We start from the raw sequence: 23008 nt of genomic DNA, 5'->3' as shown, positions 1-23008 counted from the left end.
TCCTTACACCACCATCGACACCGCCAACGGCAGGAACACCGCCGTGGCCACGCCCATCAGACTCATCGCCAGCGCCGCGAAGGCGCCGCACTCATCGCTTTCCTGCAGCGCCACCGAAGTGCCGACCGCGTGCGCGGTCATGCCCAGCGCCATGCCGCGCGCTTCAGGGCTGTGCACGCCGAGGCGGGTCAGCAACGCCGGGCCGAAGATCGCGCCGATCACCCCGGTGATCAGCACGAACACCGCCGCCAGCGCCGCAACACCACCGATCTGCTCGGCCACCAGCATGGCAATCGGCGAAGTCACCGACTTCGGCGCCATGGTCATCAGGATCATGTGCTCGGCACCGAACCACCAGCCCAGCAATACGCCCATGCCCGTGGCGACCACCCCGCCTATCACCAGCGTAGTAAAAATCGGCCAGAACAATTGGCGGATGCGCTTGAGGTTGAGATACAGCGGCACCGCCAGCGCCACCGTCGCTGGCCCCAGCAGAATGCTGAGGATCTCGGTGCTCTTGCGGTACTCGGCGTAGGTCAGGCCGCAGCCGACCAGCACGCCAATCACTAATAGCATCGAGACCAGCACCGGTTGCAGAAAGATCCAGCGGGTTTTCTCGAACGCCGCCAGCACCAGTTGATAGGCACCGAGAGTGATGCCGATGCCGAACAGCGGATGATGGATGACCGAGGCCCAGGCACCTTGCCAGTCGAAGAGCATCAGGACTCCTCCGAGTGCGGCGCGTGACGCTTGACCAGGCGTTGCATCAGCACCCCGGCGAAGGCCATCGACAGGATCAACGACAGCACCAGCGCGCCGACGATCGCCCAGAAATCGGCGGCAATGTCGCTCGCATAAACCATCACGCCCACCGCCGGCGGCACCAGCAGCAATGGCAGATAACGCAGCAGGCTGCCGGCCGCGAGGTTCAGCGGCTCGCCGACTTCACCGCGAATGATCAGGAACACCAGCAACAGCAGCAAGCCGATGATCGGCCCCGGCAGCACAGGCAACAGCAAATGGTTGAGTGCCGTGCCGAGCAATTGGAACAGCACCAGCATGGTCAGGCCACGTAACAACATCAGACATCTCCCCCCGCAAGTCCTCGGCATTATAAGCACGGCTGCGCTATGGATCGGCATTCGCCAAAAGCATGGTCGGTTGACCGGAGCAAATCGCCATGTTGATCTACAGTGGTTCGCAGGGCGGTCAAATCCCCCACCTGAAAAACTATAAAACCGATGAACCCAAGGAGAGTCTCAATGCCCTATGTTCCCGTTGCAGAGCTCAAAGATTATGTCGGCAAGGAACTCGGACGTTCCGAATGGCTCACCATCGATCAGGAGCGCATCAACCTGTTCGCCGAAGCCACCGGGGATTATCAGTTCATCCATGTCGACCCGGTCAAAGCCGCGCAAACGCCATTTGGCAGCACCATTGCCCACGGTTTCCTGTCACTGTCGCTGATCCCGAAACTGATGGAGGACATCCTCGTGCTGCCGCAAGGCCTGAAGATGGTGGTCAATTACGGTCTGGACAGCGTGCGTTTCATCCAGCCGGTGAAGGTCAACTCAAAAGTGCGCCTGAAGGTCGATCTGGCCGAAGTGACCGAGAAAAAACCCGGTCAATGGCTGCTCAAGGCCACCGCGACGCTTGAGATAGAAGGCTCGGACAAACCGGCCTATATCGCTGAACCGCTGTCGCTCTGCTTCGTTTAAGTCACGGGATGCGAAACAGCGCACGCTGTTTCGCATCAGCGCTGTTTTTACCGGCTGTATAAGGTCACATAGCTGCGGCATACTCGGTCGCCTAATTGCCCGGATCCCGCTATGCGCCCACTCGCTTCTCTTGCACCCCTTGCCCTGACCCTGATGCTCACCGCGTGCGGCGACGGCGAATCGCTGTTGCCCCCGGATGCACGGCTGCCGGACGGCGGACGCTATCGCGGTGAACTGGTCAACGGCTTGCTGCAAGGCCAGGGCCGCGTCGACTACCCTAACGGCAGTTGGTATGCCGGGCAGTTCGACAAGGGCCAATGGCATGGCCAGGGCGAGTGGCACGGCAGCAACGGCGAGGTCTATCGTGGCCAGTTCCTGCAGGGCCTGTTCGATGGCCAGGGTAGCCTGACCACCAACGCCAGCAGTTACACCGGCGGTTTCAAGCAGGGCCGGCGCGATGGCGAAGGTACGCTGAAAGAAAACGCCATGACCTACCGTGGCGAGTTCAAGGCTGACCAGTATTCCGGGCTGGGTCGTCTGGAAATGGACGACGGCAGTTCCTATCAGGGCCAGTTCGCCCACGGCAAACCCAACGGCGAAGGCCAGCGCGGCGACTCCAGCGGCAATACGTTCAGCGGCCATTTCGTCAACGGCCAGCTCGAAGGCAATGGCACGTTCAACAGTGCCGATGGCGACATCTATGTCGGCGGTTTCAAGAACAGCCAACTGCACGGCAAGGGCCGCTACGAGAACGCCGACGGCGACGTGTGGCTCGGCCAGTTCAAGGAAGGTGCGCTGACCGGCAAGGGCGAGCTGATCGGTGCCGACGGCAGCCACTACATCGGCTACTTCAACGACTGGCGCTTCAGCGGTCAGGGCCGCTTGAACCTGTCTGACGGCAGCTTCTACATCGGCGGGTTCGACGGCGACAGCTACGCCGGACGCGGCACTCTGGTGCTGACCGACGGCACCGTGCTCAGCGGCACCTGGATCAACGGCCAGCGCGTACGTGACGCCGACGGCAAGCTGTTGCCCGACACCCTCGAACTCGGCTTGCTGGCCCAAGGGCGTCTGCTCGATGACGCACTGGCCGCCGTGCCTGCGTCGACGCCAGCAGTCGAGCTGTACACCCTGACCCTCGGCGGCGACGGCAAGCAAAGCGTGTTCCTGCGCGAGTCCGATTACGTCGCCAACATGCTCACTACGCGTTTCGGCGCTTATGGCCAGATTCGTCTGGTCAACCACCGCGAGCATCTCGCCGACCGGCCGATGGCCACCCGCGAAAACCTGCGCCGCGCCGCGCAGACCCTCGCTGAACGCAGCGGCCCGGAAGACCTGATCTTCATCTACCTGACCAGCCACGGCACTGCCGAACACGAGCTGGTACTCGACCAGCCGCGCATGGAGCTCGCCGATCTGCCCGCCGACGAACTTGCCGCCGTGCTCGCGCCACTGAAAAACCGCGACAAGGTGATCGTGATTTCATCGTGCTATTCCGGCGGTTTCATCCCCGCGCTGAAAGATGAGCGCACCCTGATCATGACCGCCTCGCGTGCCGATCGCGTGTCGTTCGGTTGCTCGGAAGAAGCCAACTTCACCTACTTCGGCGATGCCTTGTTCGCTCAGGCACTGAACCAGACCGACGATCTGGAGCAGGCCTTCAAACTGGCCAAGGCCACCGTCGCCGAACGCGAACTGGCAGACAACTTCGAAGCCTCGGAACCGCAGATCTGGGCACCGAAAACCGTGCTGTCGCACTGGCAACTGCTACGCAAACAGCAAGCGAGAAAAGCGTTGCAAAGCGCTGCATTGAACGACGGAGCAACAAACAGCAACTAAGCTGAACAGTATCAAGGGAGAAACACTATGTACTTGACGCCTCAGCACGTATTGCTTGCCGGAGCCACCGGACTGACCGGTGAACATCTGCTCGACCGTTTGCTCAACGAGCCGACGATCACCCGCGTGCTCGCCCCGTCCCGTCGTCCATTGGCGGAGCATCCGCACCTGGAAAACCCGGTGGGCGACCCACAGGCGTTTCTGCCGCAACTCAGTGGTCGCGTCGATATCGCCTACTGCTGCCTCGGCACCACCATCAAACAGGCCGGCTCCGAAGCCGCGTTCCGCGCGGTGGATCTGGACATGGTGGTGGCGTTCGCCAAACGCGCGCGGGAGATGGGCGCACGGCACCTGATCGTGATCAGTGCACTGGGCGCCGATCCGAAATCGTCGATTTTCTACAACCGGGTCAAAGGCGAGATGGAGCAGGCATTGCGCGCGCAGGACTGGCCGCAGCTGACCATCTGCCGACCATCGCTATTGCTGGGAGATCGCACCGAGCCGCGCTTGGGCGAACAACTGGCGGCGCCGTTCTCCAAACTGATTCCCGGCAAATATCGCGGCATCGAAGCCTGCCAACTGGCCCGGGCGATGTGGCGCCTGGCGCTGGAAGAACAGGATGGCGTGCGGGTCGTCGAGTCGGATGAATTACGCAAGCTCGGCAAGTAGTTTTGTGGTGTCTGGGCTGGCCTCTTCGCGGGCAAGCCCGCTCCCACATTTGCACTGCGTATACCTGCTGGCGCTGGAGTGCAACGCACTCCCAGAATCAAAAGATCGCAGCCTTCGGCAGCTCCTACACGGGATTTCCGTTAACCCTGTAGGAGCTGCCGAAGGCTGCGATCTTTTGATTTACAATCCGCCCGTCGCCTGAAATCCAACGCCAATCACGGTCAGCAAAGACAACGGCAACAGCAGCGTATCAAGCAACGCACTCGCCGGCAGGTCCACTCCCGGATAACTCGGCGCCTCGGCCCCGAAGCGGTCCATCGCACAACACCCGCCATTCATCGCGTACAAATCCAGGCGCGTTCCGGAATACACCACCGGCGCCCCCGGTTTGGCCGCATCCAGCGTGCGCGCGGTGGCGCAGCCGACCAGTTGCAGCGCCAGCACAATTGCCAGCAGCTTATTCATCGCTGCTCAGATGATGCTCGCCCCAACGCGGCAGCATGTCCTGAGGAATGCCCAACAGATTGAGAATCCGCGCGACGACGAAATCGATCAGGTCATCGATAGTCTGCGGCTGGTGATAGAAGCCCGGCGAGGCCGGCAGGATGGTCACGCCCATGTTCGACAGCTTGAGCATGTGTTCCAGATGAATACTCGAATACGGCGCCTCGCGCGGCACCAGAATCAACTGGCGACGCTCCTTCAAGGTGACGTCCGCTGCGCGCTCGATCAGGTTGTTGCAGGCACCGGTGGCAATCGCCGACAAGGTCCCGGTGGAACACGGCACCACCACCATCGCCGCTGGCGCGCCGGAGCCCGAGGCCACCGGCGACATCCAGTCTTCCTTGCCGTACACGCGGATCTGCCCGGCGGCCGCCCCGGTGTACTCGGTGAGGAACGACTGCATCATCTGCGGCTTGGGCGGCAGCGTGACATCGGTCTCGGTGGCCATCACCAGTTGCGCAGCCTTGGAAATCAGGAAGTGCACTTCACGATCTTCCCGCACCAGACAATCGAGCAGGCGCAAACCGTACTGCGCGCCGGACGCGCCGGTCATCGCCAGCGTGATGCGTTCCGGGCCGCCGCTCTGGGCGAAAGTGTTCATTGCAGCGCCTCGGCGAGTTTGCCGTGCAGGCCGCCGAAGCCGCCGTTGCTCATGATCACCACGTGAGTACCGGGCTGGGCCTGGCTCTTCACGCGTTCGATGATGCCTTCGAGCGAATCGCTGACAATCGACGGCACGCTGCACAGTGCCGCAGTGGCTGCCAGATCCCAACCGAGGTTGGCCGGGGCGTACCAGATCACCTGATCGGCATCGACCACGCTGTCCGGCAAGCCGTCGCGGTGCGCACCGAGCTTCATCGAGTTGGAGCGCGGTTCGATGATCGCTATCAGCGGTGCGTCGCCGATGCGCTTGCGCAAGCCATCAAGGGTGGTGGCGATCGCGGTCGGGTGGTGGGCGAAGTCGTCGTAGATGGTGATGCCGCGCACTTCGGCGACTTTCTCCATCCGGCGTTTGACGTTCTTGAATGCGCTCAACCCGGCGATGCCCATCGAAGGCACCACACCGACATGCCGCGCCGCTGCCAGCGCAGCCAGGGCGTTGGCGACGTTGTGCTGACCGGTCAGCTCCCACTCGACGGTGCCTTGGGACACGCCTTCGAACATTACTTCGAAAGCCGAGCCATCGTCCTTGAGCAACTTGACCTGCCACTGCCCGCCGGCACCGGTGGTCTGTACCGGGGTCCAGCAACCCATTTCGATCACGCGCTGCAAGGCCGGTTCGGTGGTCGGGTGGATCACCAGACCTTCGCTCGGAATAGTCCGCACCAAATGGTGGAACTGCCGCTCGATGGCCGGCAGATCGGGGAAGATGTCGGCGTGATCGAACTCAAGGTTGTTGAGGATCGCGGTGCGCGGGCGGTAGTGGACAAACTTCGAACGCTTGTCGAAGAACGCGCTGTCGTACTCGTCCGCCTCGATCACGAAGAACGGCGTGCCGCCCAGACGCGCGGACACCGAGAAGTTCTGCGGCACGCCGCCAATCAGGAACCCCGGGCTCATGCCGGCGTGTTCCAGCACCCAGGCGAGCATGCTGCTGGTGGTGGTCTTGCCGTGCGTACCGGCAACCGCCAGCACCCAGCGCCCTTGCAGCACGTGATCCGCCAGCCATTGTGGGCCGGAGACGTACGGCAGGCCTTTGTTCAGCACATATTCCACCGCCGGGTTGCCACGGGACATGGCGTTGCCGATCACCACCAGATCCGGTGCCGGATCGAGCTGGGCCGGGTCGTAGCCCTGGGTCAGTTGAATGCCCTGGGCCTCAAGCTGCGTGCTCATCGGCGGATAGACGTTGGCGTCGGAACCGGTCACGTGGTGGCCCAGCTCTTTGGCCAGAACCGCCATCGAGCCCATGAAAGTCCCGCAGATACCCAGAATATGAATGTGCATAGTCGACCTCGTAAAACATGGCCGCAGGTTAGCGCAGGGAGGGGGAAATCGCACCTGGTGTTTCGCCTGCACCGACGCCTTCGCGAGCAAGCCCGCTCCCACAAGGTTGGCGCGGATCCTGTGGGAGCGGGCTTGCTCGCGATTGGCGCGACGCGGTTTAACGGGAGATCGCGTGCTTACGCAGCTTTCTGTAGAGCGTATTACGGCTGACCCCGAGCTGCTGCGCGGTCTGGGTCATGTGCCAGCGCGTTTGTTCCAGCACATTGAGCAACGCCAGACGTTCGGCGTCTTCCAGCGGATGCTCGGACTCAACCGACTTCAGCTCCAACGGCGGCCGCCCCTGCCGAATCATCACCGGCAAATCCTCCAGCCCGATCCGCCCGTCATCACACAATGCCGCCAATGTGCGCAGGACATTGCGCAACTGCCGAACGTTGCCCGGCCAGTTGAAGGCCAGCAACGCCTGGCGTGCCGGTTCGTCGATCACGATTGTTTCGCCGCCAGCCTCCTCGGCCAGCAGGAAATCCAGCAACTGCGATTTATCACTGCGTTCGCGCAACGCCGGTAACGCAACTTCGAGGCCATTGAGCCGGTAATACAGATCTTCGCGGAAATTGCCGTCCGCCACGCGCTCCAGCAGATTGCGATGCGTGGCGCTGATGATCCGCACGTTGACCGCCTCCGGCTCGCCACCAATCGGCACCACCTGCCGGTCTTCCAGCACCCTTAACAAACGGGTTTGCAGCGCCAGCGGCATGTCGCCGATTTCGTCGAGAAACAGCGTGCCGCCATCGGCCTGCTGCAACTTGCCGCGCATGCCGTCCTTGCGCGCGCCGGTGAAACTGCCGCCGCGATAACCGAACAGCTCGCTCTCGATCAGGCTTTCGGGAATCGCCGCGCAATTGAGCGCGACAAAAGCTTTGTTGGCGCGCTGGCTGGCGTGATGCACAGCCTTGGCGAAGGCTTCCTTGCCAGAGCCGGTTTCGCCGTTAATCAGCAGCGGCACGTCGCGCTCGAACACCCGCAGCGCCTTGCGAAAATCCGCTTGCAGCGCCGCGTCGCCGAGGCAAATGCCCGCCAGCGCTTGCGGCTTGGCCACGACCGGGGCCGACAGGACCGGCGCCGGTTTGCGCGATTCGCCGCGCAGCAAGGCGAACAGATGCCGGCCGTCGCGGGTGCGCAGCGGCCAACTGGCGCTGGCATTGGCGCTGGCACGACCGAGCAGCTCATCCAGCGAGCAATCGAAAAACGCTTCCACTGGCTTGCCGAGCAAGCCTCCGCGAATATGTCCGAGCAGGTTCAGCGCACTCTGGTTGACCGCGCTGATCCGCCCTTCCCCGTCAAACGCCAGCAGCCCTTCGCTGAACAAGCCGACGGATTCGGCCTGAAGATGGAAACGCAGCAGCCATTGGTTATCGAAGCAACGCAGGAAATAACAGCTCTCGATCATCTTCGCCGACAGATTGACCAGCGCCATGGTGTGGAACTGGCTCTGCCGCGAAACGTCGTGACGCGCCGAGGACACGTCGAGCACCGCAAGCAATTCGCCGTGCGGGTCGAACACCGGGCTCGCCGAGCAGGTCAGGCCGGTGTGGCGGCCGCGAAAGTGTTCGTCCTGATGGATGGTCAGTGCCTGACGTTCGACCAGACAGGTGCCGATGCCGTTGGTGCCTTCGCAGGCTTCGCTCCAGTCGGCGCCGAGCCAGAGACCGGCGCGTTCGAAAATCTTGCGCTCGGCCGGCGCGGTGACGCAGTTGAGGATCACCCCGCGCGCGTCGGTCAGCAGCACCGCATGACCGGCGCCGGACAGTTGTTGATGCAGGCTGCTCATTTCATTACCGGCGATCTGCAACACCTGTTGCAGGCGTTCGCGGCTTTCAAGCACGCGCCCGTGTTCGAGTACGGTGGGCGCCATGGTCAGGGCCGGATCGAGGTGATAGTCCTCAAGACAGCGCAGCCACGAACGGGCAATCGACGGATCGGCACCGGGCCCGTGCAGGTGCGGCTTGCCCTGACTGACGGTGAGCACCTGCTGGGCATGGCGACTCAAATGGTTGTCGTGCATTTATTATTGTTCTCCCCGAAAGGTCGGCCCTTCCAGACTACCAACACTGACCTGTGGCGAGGGAGCTTGCTCCCGCTCGAGTGCGAAGCGCTCGCCAAAGTATATGAGCAGTAAACATTTCAGGACTGCTGCGCAGCCCGGCGGGAGCAAGCTCCCTCGCCACAAAAATCAACCGCTGGGCGATTCGCAGCCAGCATCCTCCAGCCATCGGCGCATTGCAATGCTGGCAAGACCGGTCGGTCACAGGCTGTGCCAAAAGCGGTACAAACTGTCACCCCCTCTGTACCGAAACCATCACAGGCGCCGTCCGCCTGTCCGACAAAAAACACGCAAGGCCTTGATTTGCCTGAGCTGCACGGCAGTGGCCCGACCTTTGCTCTACGCTTATAGCAAGCGCACTTGCGCGTTTCTCTAATAAGTACAAAGCCAAGGAGAACAACATCATGCGTTACGCTCACCCCGGTACTGAAGGCGCCAAAGTCTCGTTCAAGAGCAAGTACGGTAACTACATCGGCGGCGAGTTCGTCGCGCCTGTCAAAGGTCAGTACTTCACCAATACCTCGCCAGTGAATGGCCAACCGATTGCCGAATTCCCCCGCTCCACTGCCGAAGACATCGACAAGGCACTGGACGCCGCCCACGCCGCAGCCGATGCGTGGGGCGCGACCTCAGTGCAGGCGCGCTCGCTGATCCTGCTGAAAATCGCCGACCGCATCGAACAGAACCTCGAACTGCTGGCGATCACCGAAACCTGGGACAACGGCAAAGCCATCCGCGAAACCCTCAACGCCGATATCCCGCTGGCGGCCGACCATTTCCGCTACTTCGCCGGCTGCCTGCGCGCCCAGGAAGGCAGCGCAGCCGAAATCGACGGCAACACCGTGGCCTATCACATCCATGAACCGCTGGGCGTGGTCGGCCAGATCATCCCGTGGAACTTCCCGCTGCTGATGGCCGCGTGGAAACTCGCCCCGGCACTGGCCGCCGGCAACTGCGTGGTGCTCAAGCCTGCCGAGCAAACCCCGCTGGGCATCTGCGTGCTAATGGAGCTGATCGGTGATCTGCTGCCACCGGGCGTGCTCAACGTGGTGCAAGGTTTCGGCAAAGAAGCCGGCGAAGCGCTGGCCACCAGCAAGCGCATCGCCAAGATCGCCTTCACCGGCTCGACCCCGGTTGGCTCGCACATCATGAAATGCGCGGCCGAGAACATCATTCCGTCGACCGTGGAACTGGGCGGCAAGTCGCCGAACATCTTCTTCGAAGACATCATGCAGGCCGAACCAACCTTCATCGAGAAGGCTGCCGAAGGTCTGGTGCTGGCATTCTTCAACCAGGGCGAAGTCTGCACCTGCCCGTCCCGCGCACTGGTACAGGAATCGATCTACGACGAATTCATGCAAGTGGTGATGAAGAAAGTCCTGCAGATCAAACGTGGCGACCCGCTCGACACCGACACCATGGTCGGCGCGCAGGCGTCCGAGCAGCAATTCGACAAGATTCTGTCGTACCTGGAAATCGCCAAGGGCGAAGGCGCCGAGCTGCTGACCGGCGGCAAGGTGGAAAAACTCGAGGGCAATCTGGCGACCGGCTATTACATCCAGCCGACCCTGCTCAAGGGCACCAACAAAATGCGCGTGTTCCAGGAAGAAATCTTCGGCCCGGTAGTGAGCATCACCACCTTCAAGGACGAAGCCGAAGCCCTGGCGATTGCCAACGACACCGAGTTCGGCCTCGGCGCCGGCCTGTGGACCCGCGACATCAACCGCGCCTACCGCATGGGCCGCGCGATCAAGGCCGGTCGCGTGTGGACCAACTGCTACCACCTGTACCCGGCGCACGCCGCGTTCGGCGGGTACAAGAAGTCCGGCGTCGGCCGTGAAACCCACAAGATGATGCTCGATCACTATCAGCAGACCAAAAACCTGCTGGTGAGCTACGACATCAATCCGTTGGGTTTCTTCTAAAGCCCTTGGGCGACACAGATATTTCTGTGTCGCCCTCTCGTCCGCTTTCGCGAGCAAGCTCGCTCCCACAGGGATCTGTATCAGATCTCAATGTTGAGCTAACCACGGAAATCTGTGGGAGCGAGCTTGCTCGCGAAAGCTGCGTGCCATTCAACCCGATAGTTCCTGACGGAACAGCCGGGCCAATACAACAATAAAAATGGTGAACCCTATGCCTGGCGAATCCCCTGCTGGCGCTCCGGCGACCGGCTCTTCCGTAGACTTCGAAAAAGTCGGTTCGGACTATTTCCAACAACGCGAATTGAAAAAAGGCGCCGCCGGCTGGGTGCTGCTGGTGGGGCTTGGGGTCGCTTATGTGATCTCCGGCGACTATGCAGGCTGGAACTTTGGCCTGGCTCAGGGCGGGTGGGGCGGCATGTTCCTCGCGACACTGCTGATGGCCACCATGTATTTGTGCATGTGCTTTTCCCTGGCCGAACTGTCCTCGATGATTCCCACGGCGGGGGGCGGTTACGGGTTTGCCCGTAGCGCCTTCGGCCCCTGGGGCGGCTTCCTGACCGGAACCGCGATCCTGATCGAATACGCCATCGCTCCTGCCGCGATTGCCGTGTTCATCGGCGCTTACTGCGAATCGTTGTTTGGCATCGGCGGCTGGATGATTTATCTGGCGTTCTACATCATTTTTATCGCCATCCACATTTTCGGGGTTGGCGAAGCGTTGAAGCTGATGTTCGTCATCACGGCCATCGCCGCTCTGGCGCTCGGTGTATTTCTGGTGGCCATGGTGCCGCACTTTGACGTCGCCAATTTGCTCGACATCCCAGTGACCAGCGCTACCGGCGCCAGCCCTTTCCTGCCGTTCGGCTACGTCGGCGTGTGGGCGGCAATTCCTTACGCGATCTGGTTTTTCCTCGCGGTGGAAGGTGTGCCGCTGGCCGCTGAAGAAACCAAAAATCCGAAACGCGACCTGCCACGCGGGCTCATCGGCGCCATGTTGGTGCTGCTGGCGTTTGCCCTGCTGATTTTGATCGTCGGGCCCGGCGGCGCAGGTGCAAACTCGCTGTTGACGTCGGGCAACCCGCTGGTTGAAGCGTTGAGCAAAGCCTACGGCGGCTCGACCTGGATGGGCGGTTTCGTCAACCTCGTGGGCCTGGCCGGGCTGATCGCCAGTTTCTTCTCGATCATCTATGCCTATTCGCGACAGATTTTCGCCTTGTCCCGCGCAGGCTACCTGCCGCGCAAATTATCCGAGACCAATAAAAGCAAGGCCCCGGTACTTGCGCTGGTGATCCCCGGAGTCATCGGTTTCGGGCTGTCGCTGACCGGCCAGGGCGACCTGCTGATTCTGGTGGCGGTGTTTGGCGCGACCATTTCCTACGTACTGATGATGGCCGCGCACATCACGCTGCGCATCCGCCGCCCCAAAATGGATCGCCCGTACCGCACGCCCGGGGGCATCTTTACCTCGGGTGTGGCGCTGGTATTGGCCTGCATCGCCGTGATCGCGGGGTTCCTCGTCGATCCACGGGTCGTGATCGGCGCCGCTATCATCTATGGAGTGTTAATTGCTTACTTTGCTTTCTACAGTCGACATCACTTGGTAGCAGGTACGCCGGAAGAAGAATTTGCGGCGATTCAGAAGGCCGAACAAGCCCTGCACTGACGGTCGAAAACCACGGCGCGGGCCTGGCCTGTGCCGTCACGGAGATTTCTGTATGGCGAGTTTCGCTCACACGGTCGGCGCCCAGACTTACCGCTTCGACAGCCTCAAGGATGTCATGGCCAAGGCCAGCCCGGCGCGCTCCGGGGACTTCCTGGCAGGCGTTGCCGCGCTCAATGACGGCGAACGCGTAGCCGCACAAATGGCGCTGGCCGACATCCCGCTCACGCATTTTTTGCAGGAAGCGCTGATTCCCTACGAAAGCGATGAAGTCACCCGACTGATCATCGACACCCACGACAAACAGGCCTTCGCCGTGGTCAGCCACCTCACCGTCGGTGGTTTCCGCGACTGGCTGCTCAGCGACGCGGCTGACGAAACCAGCCTGCGCGCCCTCGCGCCCGGCCTGACCCCGGAAATGGTCGCCGCCGTGTCGAAGATCATGCGCGTGCAGGATCTGGTGCTGGTGGCGCAGAAGATACGCGTAGTGACGAAGTTTCGCGGCACCCTCGGCCTACGCGGGCGTCTGTCGACCCGGTTGCAACCGAATCATCCGACCGACGAGCCGTCCGGCATCGCCGCGAGCATTCTCGACGGCCTGCTGTACGGCAACGGTGACGCGATGATCGGGATCAACCCGGCCACCGACAGCATCGCCTCGATCTGCGCGATGCTGGAGATGCTCGACGCGATCATCCAGCGCTACGACATCCCGACCCAGGCGTGCGTACTGACCCACGTCACCACCTCGATCGAGGCGATCAACCGGGGTGTGCCGCTGGATCTGGTGTTCCAGTCGATTGCCGGCACCGAAGCGGCCAACGCAAGTTTCGGCATCAACCTCAACGTATTGCAAGAAGGCTATGACGCCGGGCTGAGCCTCAAACGCGGCACCCTCGGACAGAACCTGATGTATTTCGAGACCGGTCAGGGCAGCGCGCTGTCGGCCAACGCCCACCACGGTGTCGACCAGCAGACCTGCGAGACCCGGGCCTATGCCGTGGCGCGGCACTTCAAGCCGTTTCTGGTGAACACCGTGGTCGGCTTCATCGGCCCGGAATATCTGTACAACGGCAAGCAGATCATCCGCGCCGGCCTCGAAGATCATTTCTGCGGCAAGTTGCTCGGCGTGCCGATGGGTTGCGACATCTGCTACACCAATCACGCCGAAGCCGATCAGGATGACATGGACACCCTGCTGACCCTGCTCGGTGTGGCCGGGATCAACTTCATCATGGGCATCCCCGGCTCCGACGACATCATGCTCAACTACCAGACCACCTCGTTCCACGACGCGCTCTACGCCCGTCAGACCCTGGGCCTGAAACCGGCGCCGGAGTTTGAGCAATGGCTGGCGAACATGGGCATTTTCACCCAGGCGGACGGCAAGGTTCGCTTTGGCAACAACCTGCCGCCGGCCTTCCGCCAGGCGCTGGCGCAACTGGGATGAGTGTGATGGAAAAACCGCCTGTCGACCCGCAAAACCCATGGCTGGAGCTGCGCCGCCTGACCCCGGCGCGCATCGCTCTGGGCCGCACCGGCACCAGCCTGCCGACCAGCGCCCAGCTGGATTTCCAGTTCGCTCACGCTCAGGCGCGAGATGCGGTGCATCTGCCGTTCGATCATGCCGGGCTCAGCGCGCAATTGAGCGAACGCGGGCGTGACAGTTTGTTGCTGCACAGCGCGGCGACCGATCGCAACAGCTACCTGCAACGCCCGGATCTGGGGCGCAAGCTCAGCGACACCTCGGCGCAGAGCCTGCGGGATTACGCGCAGGCCAACCCCGGTGGGGTCGATCTGGCGATTGTGGTGGCGGACGGCCTGTCGGCACTGGCGGTGCATCGGCATACCCTGCCGTTTCTGACCCGCCTGGAGGAGCAGATGAGCGCCGACGGCTGGTCGCTTGCCCCGGTAGTGCTGGTGGAACAGGGTCGCGTCGCCATCGGTGACGAGATCGGCCAGTTGCTGGGTGCAAAAATGGTCGTCATGCTGATCGGAGAGCGTCCGGGCCTCAGCTCGCCCGACAGCCTCGGTTTATATTTCACCTACAATCCAAAAGTCGGGCTGACCGATGCCTACCGCAATTGCATCTCCAACGTGCGGCTTGAGGGCTTGAGCTACGGCATGGCGGCGCATCGCTTGCTGTATCTGATGCGCGAAGCCTGTCGGCGGCAGCTGTCGGGGGTCAATCTGAAGGACGAAGCACAGGTGCAGACGCTGGAGTCGGACACCAGTGCGGACATGAAGGGAAACTTCCTGCTTGATCCACCCACAACCTGAACCGTTTCCGCATTGCGTTTCTGCGGTGCTTTCAGGCAGGATCGATGCACGGCCGCAGGGTTTCCCATCGCCGTCAGAGCAGTTGAAGACAGCCACTTGAAGACGAGACCTATCATGCGGATTATTCAAGCGACCCTCGAGCACCTGGATTTGCTGACCCCGTTGTTCGTCAAATATCGCGAGTTCTACGGTTCCCTGCCCTACCCGGATTCCTCCCGCGCGTTTCTCGAAAAACGCCTGCGCCGCAAGGAATCGGTGATTTATCTGGCCTTGGCCGATGATGACGACAAGAAACTGATGGGTTTCTGCCAGCTCTACCCAAGCTTCTCCTCGCTGTCGCTCAAGCGCGTGTGGATCCTCAACGACATTTACGTCGCCGAAGACGCCCGCCGCCAACTGGTGGCCGATAACCTGATCCGCACCGCGAAGAAAATGGCCAAGGAAACCCAGGCCGTGCGCATGCGCGTTTCCACCAGTGCCGACAACGAAGTGGCGCAGAAAACCTACGAATCGATCGGCTTCAAGGAAGACACTGAGTTCAAGAACTACGTGCTGCCGATCAGCGACGAGCTCTAGCGCTCATCAAGGGCCTGTTGTGGCGAGGGAGCTTGCTCCCGCCGGGCTGCGAAGCGGCCCCACCTCAGTCATCTCAACAGGTCAGGCAAATCAAGGCTTGGGAGTGCTCCGCCCTCCAGCGGGAGCAAGCTCCCTCGCCACACCAACCTTGCCGCCACCATCAATGCCTGCCTGACATTTGTTCACACCCCGACATCCCTCGCTACAAAACCAACGCGCTTTTCACCTCTCAGACCGTATAATCCCGTGCTTTCCGGCTTGTAAGAAAAACTACATCCCGCTGTAGGCTTACACCCGAACCATCCGCACAGGCCTGCCGAGTCGGGCCGTCACCACAGGTGCCCCCATGGATTTCAACCCGCTCGACCTTATCCTGCATCTCGATGTGTACCTCGATTTGCTGGTAACCAACTACGGGCCGTGGATCTACGCGATTCTGTTCGCTGTCATCTTCTGTGAAACCGGTCTGGTGGTGATGCCGTTCCTGCCGGGTGATTCGCTGCTGTTCATCGCCGGTGCCGTGGCAGCGGGCGGTGGTATGGATCCGGTGCTGTTGGGCGGTCTGCTGATGCTCGCGGCGATCCTCGGCGACAGCACCAACTATGTGATTGGCCGAACGGCGGGTGAAAAACTCTTCAGCAACCCGAACTCGAAAATTTTCCGTCGCGATTACCTGCAGAAAACCCACGATTTCTACGACAGGCACGGCGGCAAGACCGTAACCCTGGCGCGTTTCCTGCCGATCATCCGTACGTTTGCACCGTTCGTCGCGGGTGTGGGGAAAATGCCTTATCCGCGCTTCTTCGCGTTCAGCGTGTTCGGCACCGTGCTGTGGGTCGGCGGCCTGGTGACCCTGGGTTACTTCTTTGGCAATGTACCGTTCATCAAGAAGAACCTGTCGCTGCTGGTGGTCGGCATCATCCTGCTGTCGCTGATACCGATGATCATCGGTGTGGTGCGCAGCCGCTTTGGCGGCACCAAAGCCCAATCGCACTAAGCCGATGTGGTCGTTGAGCGCCTGGCGTCGCCGGCGCATCCTGGCCAGACACCCGATTGCCGACGATATGTGGCAACGGGTGCGCCATCACCTGAGCTTTCTCGACGGCATTAGCGCCGCCGAAGACCAGTGGCTGCGTGAAGCCAGTGTGCTGTTTCTCGAAGAAAAACACCTGACCGCCCTGCCTGGCGTCGAACTGCATCAGGAACAACGCCTGCTGCTCGCCGCTCAGGCCCAGTTGCCGTTGCTCAATCTGGGTGAGCTGAACTGGTATCAGGGATTCCACGAAGTCGTCCTTTATCCCGACGACTTCCTCAGCCCGCAACGCCATCGCGATGCCAGCGGCGTCGAGCACGAGTGGGACGGCGAGCACAGCGGCGAAGCCTGGCAACAGGGGCCGATCATCCTCGCCTGGCCGGGGGTGATGGCCAGTGGTGGCTGGGAAGGCTACAACCTGGTGATCCACGAACTGGCGCACAAACTCGACATGCTCAACGGCGACGCCAATGGCTTGCCGCCGCTGCACACCGACATGCGCGTCAGCGACTGGGCCGAAGTCATGCAGCACGCCTACGACGACCTCAACCGCCAGCTCGACCACAACCCCGATGCCGAAACCGCCATCGACCCCTACGCCGCGGAAAACCCGGCGGAGTTCTTCGCGGTCACCAGCGAATACTTCTTCAGCGCTCCGGATCTGCTGCACGCGGCTTATCCACATGTCTACTTGCAACTGCAGCTTTTCTACCGGCAGGATCCGTTGGGCAGGCTGCGGCAACTTCAGGCCACAGACCCGGTCTATCAGGCGCACGAGTAAGCGCTGCACGACTTCTGGTACGTGGCATCGGCGTAGGAATATGCCTATAATCGCCGCCACTTTTTGGTCAATCCGGCCAAGTGTTTTTGGTCAACTACGGGGGCAACGCCCAATGAGCTACAGCAAGATTCCGGCTGGCAAAGACCTGCCGAACGACATCTACGTCGCGATCGAGATCCCGGCCAACCACGCGCCGATCAAATACGAAATCGACAAAGACAGCGATTGCCTGTTCGTTGACCGTTTCATGGCCACCCCAATGTTCTACCCGGCCAACTACGGTTACATCCCGAACACCCTGGCTGACGACGGTGATCCCCTCGACGTGCTGGTTGTGACCCCTTACCCGGTTGCCCCAGGCTCGGTGATCCGCGCGCGTCCAGTCGGCATCCTGAACATGACCGACGACGGCGGCGGCGATGCCAAAGTCATCGCAGTCCCACACGACAAGCTGTCCCAGCTGTATGTCGACGTGAAGGAATACACCGACCTGCCACCGCTGCTGATCCAGCAGATCGAGCACTTCTTCGCGAACTACAAAGATCTCGAAAAAGGCAAGTGGGTCAAGATCGAAGGCTGGGCTGGCGCTGATGCTGCTCGCGACGCGATCACCAAGTCGGTTGCTGCCTACAAGGGCTAAGCGCCGGCTGGCTGCATGACGCTTGAAGAAAACCCCGGTTGATCCGGGGTTTTTTGTGCCTGAAAAACGCCCCTTTAAACAGTGTGTTTATCGCGGACTACAGAAAAGTTTCGAAGTGAGTGATTTCCCACAAGCACGCCTTACATCCAGTCGCAAAATACAGGCTTTTTTTGAACAGCCGGTTTATTCAAACCGCTCTGGCACGGCCGTAGACTCGGTGTTTATGAGAAAGAACACTAGCGGTCCAAGATTCAAGGCACTCCTGGAAGCAGCGAACATCACCACCACGGGATTCGCAAAGTTCTGGGGCACGGAAGCCCAAAACATTCATAACTGGTACACCCGGGGCGTCCCGGCGTATCGCATGGAGGAAGTCTCACGCCTGCTCTCGGTCAACAGCGAGTGGCTGAAAACCGGCGAAGGCAGCAAAGAGTCACCCCGCCTGCAAACGCCTGCCAGCAACGGCGACACCTTTGACGCGCAGTCCGTCAACGGCGTCTATTCCATCATCAATCCCAACGACATCGAACTGCCGTTTTTCAAGGAAACACCGCTCAGCGCCGGCGCCGACAAAACCCACGTCATCCTCGACCCCGAGCAAACCGTCCGCCTGCCCCGGGCCCATCTCGCCCAACTGGAAATCCGCCCCGGCGACGCCATCTGCGCGCACATGATCGGCAACAGCATGGCCGAGCGCATCGAAGACGGCTCCATCGTCGGCATCGACCGCGGCCTGACCCAGGTGGTCGACGGCGAAATCTACGCCATCGAACACGACGGCATGCTGCGCATCAAATACCTGCACCGCATGCCCGGCAACGCCCTGCGCCTGCGCAGCCACAACAGCGCCGAATACCCGGACGAAATCTTCCGCGCAGCGCAGATCGATGAGCAGCGGATCCATATTCTGGGCTGGGTATTCTGGTGGTCGACCCTGGGCAAACGCCGGCCGGTGGTACCGTTTCTCTGATCGGATACGGATCTTCAACCCTGCACCAAACCCTGTGGGAGCGAGCCTGCTCGCGAAGAGGCCCCGAAAATCAGTACAAATTACAAATATCGACCACCGCAGTGGCTCTATTCCGCAGTTGAGACTGGGAATCCCCAACAAAACTCAGTATCCTGCGCCCCACATTTGCGCATCGCCCCGCTCCCGCGGCTCAGATGACGCCCGACGCGGCAGACCAACGTCTGACCAAGTCCCACAGCCGGACGCAGATCCGGGTGTACGTTTTGAAGGCTGACGCGGTTTACCAAAAATAAACCAAGCCAGTCCCCGAGAAGCCGGCCACAAGCCGGCTTTTTAATGCCTGAAAGAAAGCCAAGCCTACCGCCAGGAAGGCCCCCTTGTTATCGTAAAGACAAACTTCATTACGGGTTTCCATCGTGGCATTTTCTAAACCCTCTACTGACGACGATCTGAAGCAGCGCTTCGCTGATCAGTATCAGCCACCGCTCAAAACAGAATTGAATTTTGTAGAGGATAAGGCTCTCATCGCTGCAGTCATCAAACGTCTTGTAGCTCCGCAAAGGATCAAGATAAGCCTGGATGACCTGTAACCTCTAAGACCCAGAGTGCTAAATCCCGTCAAGCGCAAATCCCAGTGTTTTCTATCCTCATCCTCCGACCGGATTACGTTATTGATTCCTCATGGGACCTCATGGAATTGACCTGCTCCTATTGCAAACCCTGCGTTCTTTATACCTGAGCCTTTCGCAAGATTAACCGGGCAGCGCCCGCCACTCAGGCATCGCAATAAGCCATTAGCACATCCGCCCTAATTGCCCCGTGCCCAACCTCACCACTAAATTTCCATTCTGTTTTTGTGCATTACAAAAGCGCCAAGGAATGGAGCAACACCATGTCATCGTTTTTCAAACTCAATCAATCCGTTGTTCTACTGACCGCACTCCTGACCGCTACCAGTTCAGCCTTGGCAGAGGAGCCGAAGCTCGTCGGTGACTGGTGGATCATTTACGGTAACGGCATACCCCACAAGAACATCATGTATGTAGCCGACAGCACTTCAGTCGTGCCGTCGAAGCAAACCAAGGGGGCCAAGTTGGTGGCCGTGACGCTGGTATATGAAGAACCCGGCAAACCGATGATCGATGCCTACAACCTCGAAGTTCAGTGTTCGACGAACAAGGTCCGAATTCTCAACGGCCAGTCCGTAGATCGCATCGCCTACATGATGCGCAACCTGAAAGTTAATGACCAATGGCAGCAGCCGAAGGAGTTCTGGGTGCAGCGCACCAGCGAGTTCGTTTGCTCACCTGCCAAAAAGGACATGATCGCGTTGGGCAAGATGGAGTATCTGCAGATGATTCAGGGTCTGCAGCAGATGTTCTTCAAGCTGGCGCCGATTCAGGAGAAAGGCCAGATGATGGACAACCTCGACTCGATCCTGGGCAACAAGTAAGCGGCGGGAATCACGATGACCCCATGGACTAAAACGTTATTGGCGCTGCTGATAACGCCCGCTGTTTTGCTGATCAATGGTTGCCACTTGATTGCCCAGTCGCGCTGGGAGGGACGCGATGTGCAGGAAGCGCTCGATCTGTTTGGCAAACCCGACTCGATGAAAAAACAGACCGTGGCCAACGGTGAGAATCTGGCGGTGCTCACCTGGTACAAATCGTCCAGCTGGACCACCACGGAAGCGGCCGGTACCTCAATGAATCACACCGGCAACGGCATGGTTTACACCGAGTACTACGAGACGGTCGGTCACAGTTCCGATTGCAAACTCGAAGCCACCGTCAACAAGGCGAAAAAGATCGTGCTGTTCAGGATCGAAGACGGAAAGATCATTCACGGCAAGTGCCTCAACGTGCCGTTCGTGCCTGGTTATATTCCGCCTGGTTTCTAGTGCCCCCCTGAGCAGGCAGCTGCTCAGGGATAACTGAACGATTTCACCAACGTCAGTTCACCCACCGCCCGCATCGGCACCAGAAACGTCTCCATTTTCTCGCTTGGCGTGCCTTCCTCGGTAATCACCGTCACCTGCGCCGTGGTCAGCGGCTGCACCGCCTCTTCCCCGCCTTCATCATCCACGCGATACCCACCGCCGAAATAATTCACATACACCAGATACTGGCCCTTGATCGGTGCCGGCATGGCGAAGATCTCCGGGCCGTAGCCGGTGGTGACGTCGACGTCGAGCGCGGCGCCATTGGGTGCGGTGCGGTCGCCGTACCAGATGTGCGCGCCATCAGGGGTGATCAGGTGCAGGTCGAGGTCGGTGCCATCGCTGTCCCAGGCCAGTAGCACGCGCAGTTTGGCCGGGGTCGCGCCGCCGCTGGTGTTGAGGAACTGCGTGCGGTGCCGTTGCTGGCCGTTGGGGCTGCGCACTTCGACGCTGTTGCTGCCATTAGGGAAGGAGAACGGGCGGTCGAAGCGGCCGCTGTCGTCGATTTTCAGCGGCATGCTGACGCCGTTGACGATCAGCCGGCCGGGTTCCTTGCTCTTGGGGGTGGCTTTGATTTCACCGCTGATGCGCGCGGTGTTGGCCTGGCCGAGCGGGGTGTTGACCGAGGAGGCCGGGTAATTGACGGTCTGGCGGAAGCTCTCGCCTTCGCCCTCGGGCGCGCCGGTGCGCCAGCCGCCGACCGGGGTGTCGAGTTTGACGCTGTCAGCGGCCACTGCCATCGGCAATGCATTGAATGCGCAGAGCAGCAGCAAGACCTGTGGATAACGGAGTGTCATGGTCTATTCCAGCAAGAGGTGACGGGCGAGCCCTTCGATGTAGGTTTCATCCTGGCCATTGGGATGTGCTTCAAAGGCCAGGTGCAGATATTCGTGAGTCAGGTCGAGGCGATCCTGCAGCGTCAGCACGCCGCGCACGTAGATGCGCTGGCGTTCGCGGTCGACAAACGGGCGGCCGAACGCCAGTTTGCACACGGCAAAGGTGCTGACTTCGTTGTAGCCAGTTTCGCTTTCCAGTGTCGGACGCCAGCCGCGACGCTGCTTTTGGAGCCAGTCTTGCGCGGCGGGCAGTGCTTCGCAGGAGGCGACCGGGTTGTCCCAACGGCTGAGGCTGGCGCGCGGATAGGCGTGCAGCAGAATCGCGTCATAACGCTGGCCGGCGTTGGCCTGTTCGACGGCTTGTTGCCAGGCGAGTTTGTCCGGGCCGGGTTGATCGGAGTGATAGGTGACGGTGCTGCCGGCCAGCACCAGATCCGCGGTCCACGCCGCGATGTTGCGCGACTCGGCGGAAGCAGGACGCGGGGCGACGCGCTGACGGTTGCTGCTGTCGTCGATGCTCAGGCAATCGCCGTTGCGCGTGGCGTTTTGCAGCAGATAGGTGCGGATCGCCACCGCCAGCGCTTTGGCGGCTTCGGCGGGTTCGGGTCTGGCTTCGCGCTCAAGGACGCGGGCAACGTATTCTTCACGATCGAGCCGTGCGACGAGTTTGTCGTTGAGCAGAAACAGTTCGCCGGCGCTGTGGATATCCAGCGCGTTACCGTTGGCGAATTCGACGCGGTAGTCGCCCCGCAAAGGCCCGGAGCCAGCAACGCGCTCACCCGACAGGACTCGCGAAAGCGGATAACGCGAGAACAGTCCAACCTCAACACAACGCCCTGCTTCCGCCGGCCAGGAAGCAGGCAGCACCGTCGCCAACGCCTGCCCGTAATGGCGCAAAACCATCTGACTGGTGCCACGCCCACCGGCCCAGGTCGGCGAGCCGTCCGCCGTCCAACCGGCGAAACCGCCCTGCCGCGATTGCCGATCCTGATCACCGAGCCAGCTCCAGGTTTTCACCCGCAGGCGGCCACCCAGCTCACCAACCACATTGCCGTCTGCCGCATTCAGCACGACGTCGAGCAACACGCGGCGCATCTGCTCCTGCGCTGGCAGCAACGACAACACCTTCAGCAAATCAGCCACGGAAACCCGGGTAGCCGGTTGCACGGACGGCAAATCCAGCAACCACGAAGGCGCCTGCCGCGCCTGCCAATACGTGCGCCAATCGGCAGCAGCAATGCCCAACCGCGCCGGCTCAAAGTACAAGCCGCAGGATTTGACCAACGCCTGATCACGCTCGATCTTGCCGCCCGCCGAACAGCAATAAACCTCTTCCTTGGACTGCCCGCGACATTCATACGCCGGCTCGTGCGCAGCGGTATCCACCAGCCACGCGTAGACGAACAATTTCCACAGACTGCCCAGCGGCGTATCCAGCGTCGGCGACAATGGCTCGCGAGCGATCAGTTGCGTCTGATTCAACGACAGCAACTCGCCCTTGTACGCCAGCCGCAACTGCTCATCCTGCGCCGTCGCCAGCGCAGGCATCACACACATCAGCAGCCACAGCAGCGGCCGGTTCAT

The 23008-nt window shown here is 61.0% G+C and carries 22 protein-coding genes; 14 read left to right on the top strand and 8 right to left on the bottom strand.

Annotated features, from left to right (window positions below; translation table 11 throughout):
• Positions 1-3: 3 nt before the first annotated feature.
• Positions 4-720, bottom strand: a complete 717-nt coding sequence (locus CKW11_RS20770; RefSeq protein ID WP_007960614.1) for an LrgB family protein — start codon at positions 718-720, stop codon at positions 4-6.
• Complete coding sequence (locus tag CKW11_RS20765; protein ID WP_095139173.1) at positions 720-1082, bottom strand: CidA/LrgA family protein; 363 nt, start codon at positions 1080-1082, stop codon at positions 720-722. The genes CKW11_RS20770 and CKW11_RS20765 overlap by 1 nt, the downstream gene beginning before the upstream one ends.
• A 180-nt stretch (positions 1083-1262) precedes the next feature.
• On the opposite strand from CKW11_RS20765, the gene CKW11_RS20760 reads away from it, so the two are divergent.
• From CKW11_RS20760 to CKW11_RS20750, 3 genes are all read left to right on the top strand, one after another.
• Positions 1263-1718: a MaoC family dehydratase gene (locus CKW11_RS20760; RefSeq protein WP_003228575.1), complete on the top strand. Its 456-nt coding sequence runs from the start codon at positions 1263-1265 to the stop codon at positions 1716-1718.
• A 111-nt stretch (positions 1719-1829) separates the two neighbouring features.
• Complete coding sequence (locus CKW11_RS20755; protein ID WP_095139171.1) at positions 1830-3557, top strand: C13 family peptidase; 1728 nt, start codon at positions 1830-1832, stop codon at positions 3555-3557.
• A gap of 27 nt (positions 3558-3584) precedes the next feature.
• Positions 3585-4226 carry an oxidoreductase gene (locus tag CKW11_RS20750; protein WP_095139170.1) on the top strand — a complete coding sequence of 214 codons (642 nt, stop codon included), beginning with the start codon at positions 3585-3587 and terminating at the stop codon, positions 4224-4226.
• A 180-nt stretch (positions 4227-4406) separates the two neighbouring features.
• Here CKW11_RS20750 and CKW11_RS20745 read toward each other — a convergent pair whose 3' ends face one another.
• The 4 genes from CKW11_RS20745 to CKW11_RS20730 all read right to left on the bottom strand — a co-directional run bounded on the left by CKW11_RS20745 (position 4407) and on the right by CKW11_RS20730 (position 8742).
• Complete coding sequence (locus CKW11_RS20745; protein WP_095139169.1) at positions 4407-4691, bottom strand: YceK/YidQ family lipoprotein; 285 nt, start codon at positions 4689-4691, stop codon at positions 4407-4409.
• A complete protein-coding gene (gene ubiX, locus CKW11_RS20740) occupies positions 4684-5331 on the bottom strand; it encodes a flavin prenyltransferase UbiX (protein ID WP_095139167.1) in 648 nt (215 codons plus the stop codon). Before ubiX ends, CKW11_RS20745 begins: the two co-directional genes overlap by 8 nt.
• The gene (mpl, locus tag CKW11_RS20735) at positions 5328-6677 is read right to left on the bottom strand and encodes a UDP-N-acetylmuramate:L-alanyl-gamma-D-glutamyl-meso-diaminopimelate ligase (RefSeq protein WP_095139165.1); all 1350 of its coding nucleotides are present in this window, start codon (positions 6675-6677) and stop codon (positions 5328-5330) included. Before mpl ends, ubiX begins: the two co-directional genes overlap by 4 nt.
• Before the next feature lie 157 nt (positions 6678-6834).
• Positions 6835-8742 carry a sigma-54-dependent Fis family transcriptional regulator gene (locus CKW11_RS20730; protein ID WP_095139164.1) on the bottom strand — a complete coding sequence of 636 codons (1908 nt, stop codon included), beginning with the start codon at positions 8740-8742 and terminating at the stop codon, positions 6835-6837.
• Between the two features lie 443 nt (positions 8743-9185).
• On the opposite strand from CKW11_RS20730, the gene CKW11_RS20725 reads away from it, so the two are divergent.
• From CKW11_RS20725 to CKW11_RS20675, 11 genes are all read left to right on the top strand, one after another.
• On the top strand, positions 9186-10706 hold the full coding sequence (locus tag CKW11_RS20725; protein WP_025108675.1) for an aldehyde dehydrogenase family protein: 1521 nt from the start codon (positions 9186-9188) through the stop codon (positions 10704-10706).
• A gap of 211 nt (positions 10707-10917) precedes the next feature.
• Positions 10918-12369 (top strand): ethanolamine permease, encoded by a 1452-nt coding sequence (eat, locus tag CKW11_RS20720; protein ID WP_095139162.1) that lies wholly within the window; start codon positions 10918-10920, stop codon positions 12367-12369.
• 52 nt (positions 12370-12421) lie between these two features.
• A complete protein-coding gene (locus tag CKW11_RS20715) occupies positions 12422-13816 on the top strand; it encodes an ethanolamine ammonia-lyase subunit EutB (protein ID WP_095139160.1) in 1395 nt (464 codons plus the stop codon).
• 5 nt (positions 13817-13821) lie between these two features.
• Complete coding sequence (gene eutC / locus CKW11_RS20710; RefSeq protein WP_095139313.1) at positions 13822-14646, top strand: ethanolamine ammonia-lyase subunit EutC; 825 nt, start codon at positions 13822-13824, stop codon at positions 14644-14646.
• A gap of 114 nt (positions 14647-14760) precedes the next feature.
• Entirely contained in the window at positions 14761-15222 is a 462-nt protein-coding gene (locus CKW11_RS20705; RefSeq protein WP_007958617.1) for an N-acetyltransferase, read from the top strand.
• A gap of 346 nt (positions 15223-15568) precedes the next feature.
• Positions 15569-16219 (top strand): DedA family protein, encoded by a 651-nt coding sequence (locus CKW11_RS20700; protein ID WP_095139158.1) that lies wholly within the window; start codon positions 15569-15571, stop codon positions 16217-16219.
• Positions 16220-16223: 4 nt separating this feature from the next.
• Positions 16224-17036 (top strand): zinc-dependent peptidase, encoded by an 813-nt coding sequence (locus tag CKW11_RS20695; RefSeq protein ID WP_095139156.1) that lies wholly within the window; start codon positions 16224-16226, stop codon positions 17034-17036.
• 112 nt (positions 17037-17148) lie between these two features.
• Entirely contained in the window at positions 17149-17676 is a 528-nt protein-coding gene (gene ppa, locus CKW11_RS20690; RefSeq protein WP_008052339.1) for an inorganic diphosphatase, read from the top strand.
• A gap of 223 nt (positions 17677-17899) precedes the next feature.
• Entirely contained in the window at positions 17900-18646 is a 747-nt protein-coding gene (locus tag CKW11_RS20685; RefSeq protein WP_095139154.1) for a helix-turn-helix transcriptional regulator, read from the top strand.
• Positions 18647-19538: 892 nt separating this feature from the next.
• Positions 19539-20099 carry a hypothetical protein gene (locus tag CKW11_RS20680; protein WP_095139152.1) on the top strand — a complete coding sequence of 187 codons (561 nt, stop codon included), beginning with the start codon at positions 19539-19541 and terminating at the stop codon, positions 20097-20099.
• A gap of 15 nt (positions 20100-20114) precedes the next feature.
• Entirely contained in the window at positions 20115-20549 is a 435-nt protein-coding gene (locus CKW11_RS20675; protein WP_095139150.1) for a hypothetical protein, read from the top strand.
• Positions 20550-20572: 23 nt separating this feature from the next.
• On the opposite strand, the gene CKW11_RS20670 is transcribed toward CKW11_RS20675, so the two are convergent.
• Positions 20573-21385, bottom strand: a complete 813-nt coding sequence (locus CKW11_RS20670) for a YfaP family protein (protein ID WP_095139148.1) — start codon at positions 21383-21385, stop codon at positions 20573-20575.
• A 3-nt stretch (positions 21386-21388) separates the two neighbouring features.
• Positions 21389-23008, bottom strand: a complete 1620-nt coding sequence (locus CKW11_RS20665; RefSeq protein WP_095139146.1) for a DUF2300 domain-containing protein — start codon at positions 23006-23008, stop codon at positions 21389-21391.

The sequence above is a fragment of the Pseudomonas sp. Irchel s3a10 genome, assembly GCF_900187525.1.
GTDB classification, from domain to species: Bacteria; Pseudomonadota; Gammaproteobacteria; order Pseudomonadales; family Pseudomonadaceae; genus Aquipseudomonas; species Aquipseudomonas koreensis_G.
Note: the sequence above shows the minus strand (reverse complement) of the source record. Positions and strands in the feature narration are given on the sequence as shown.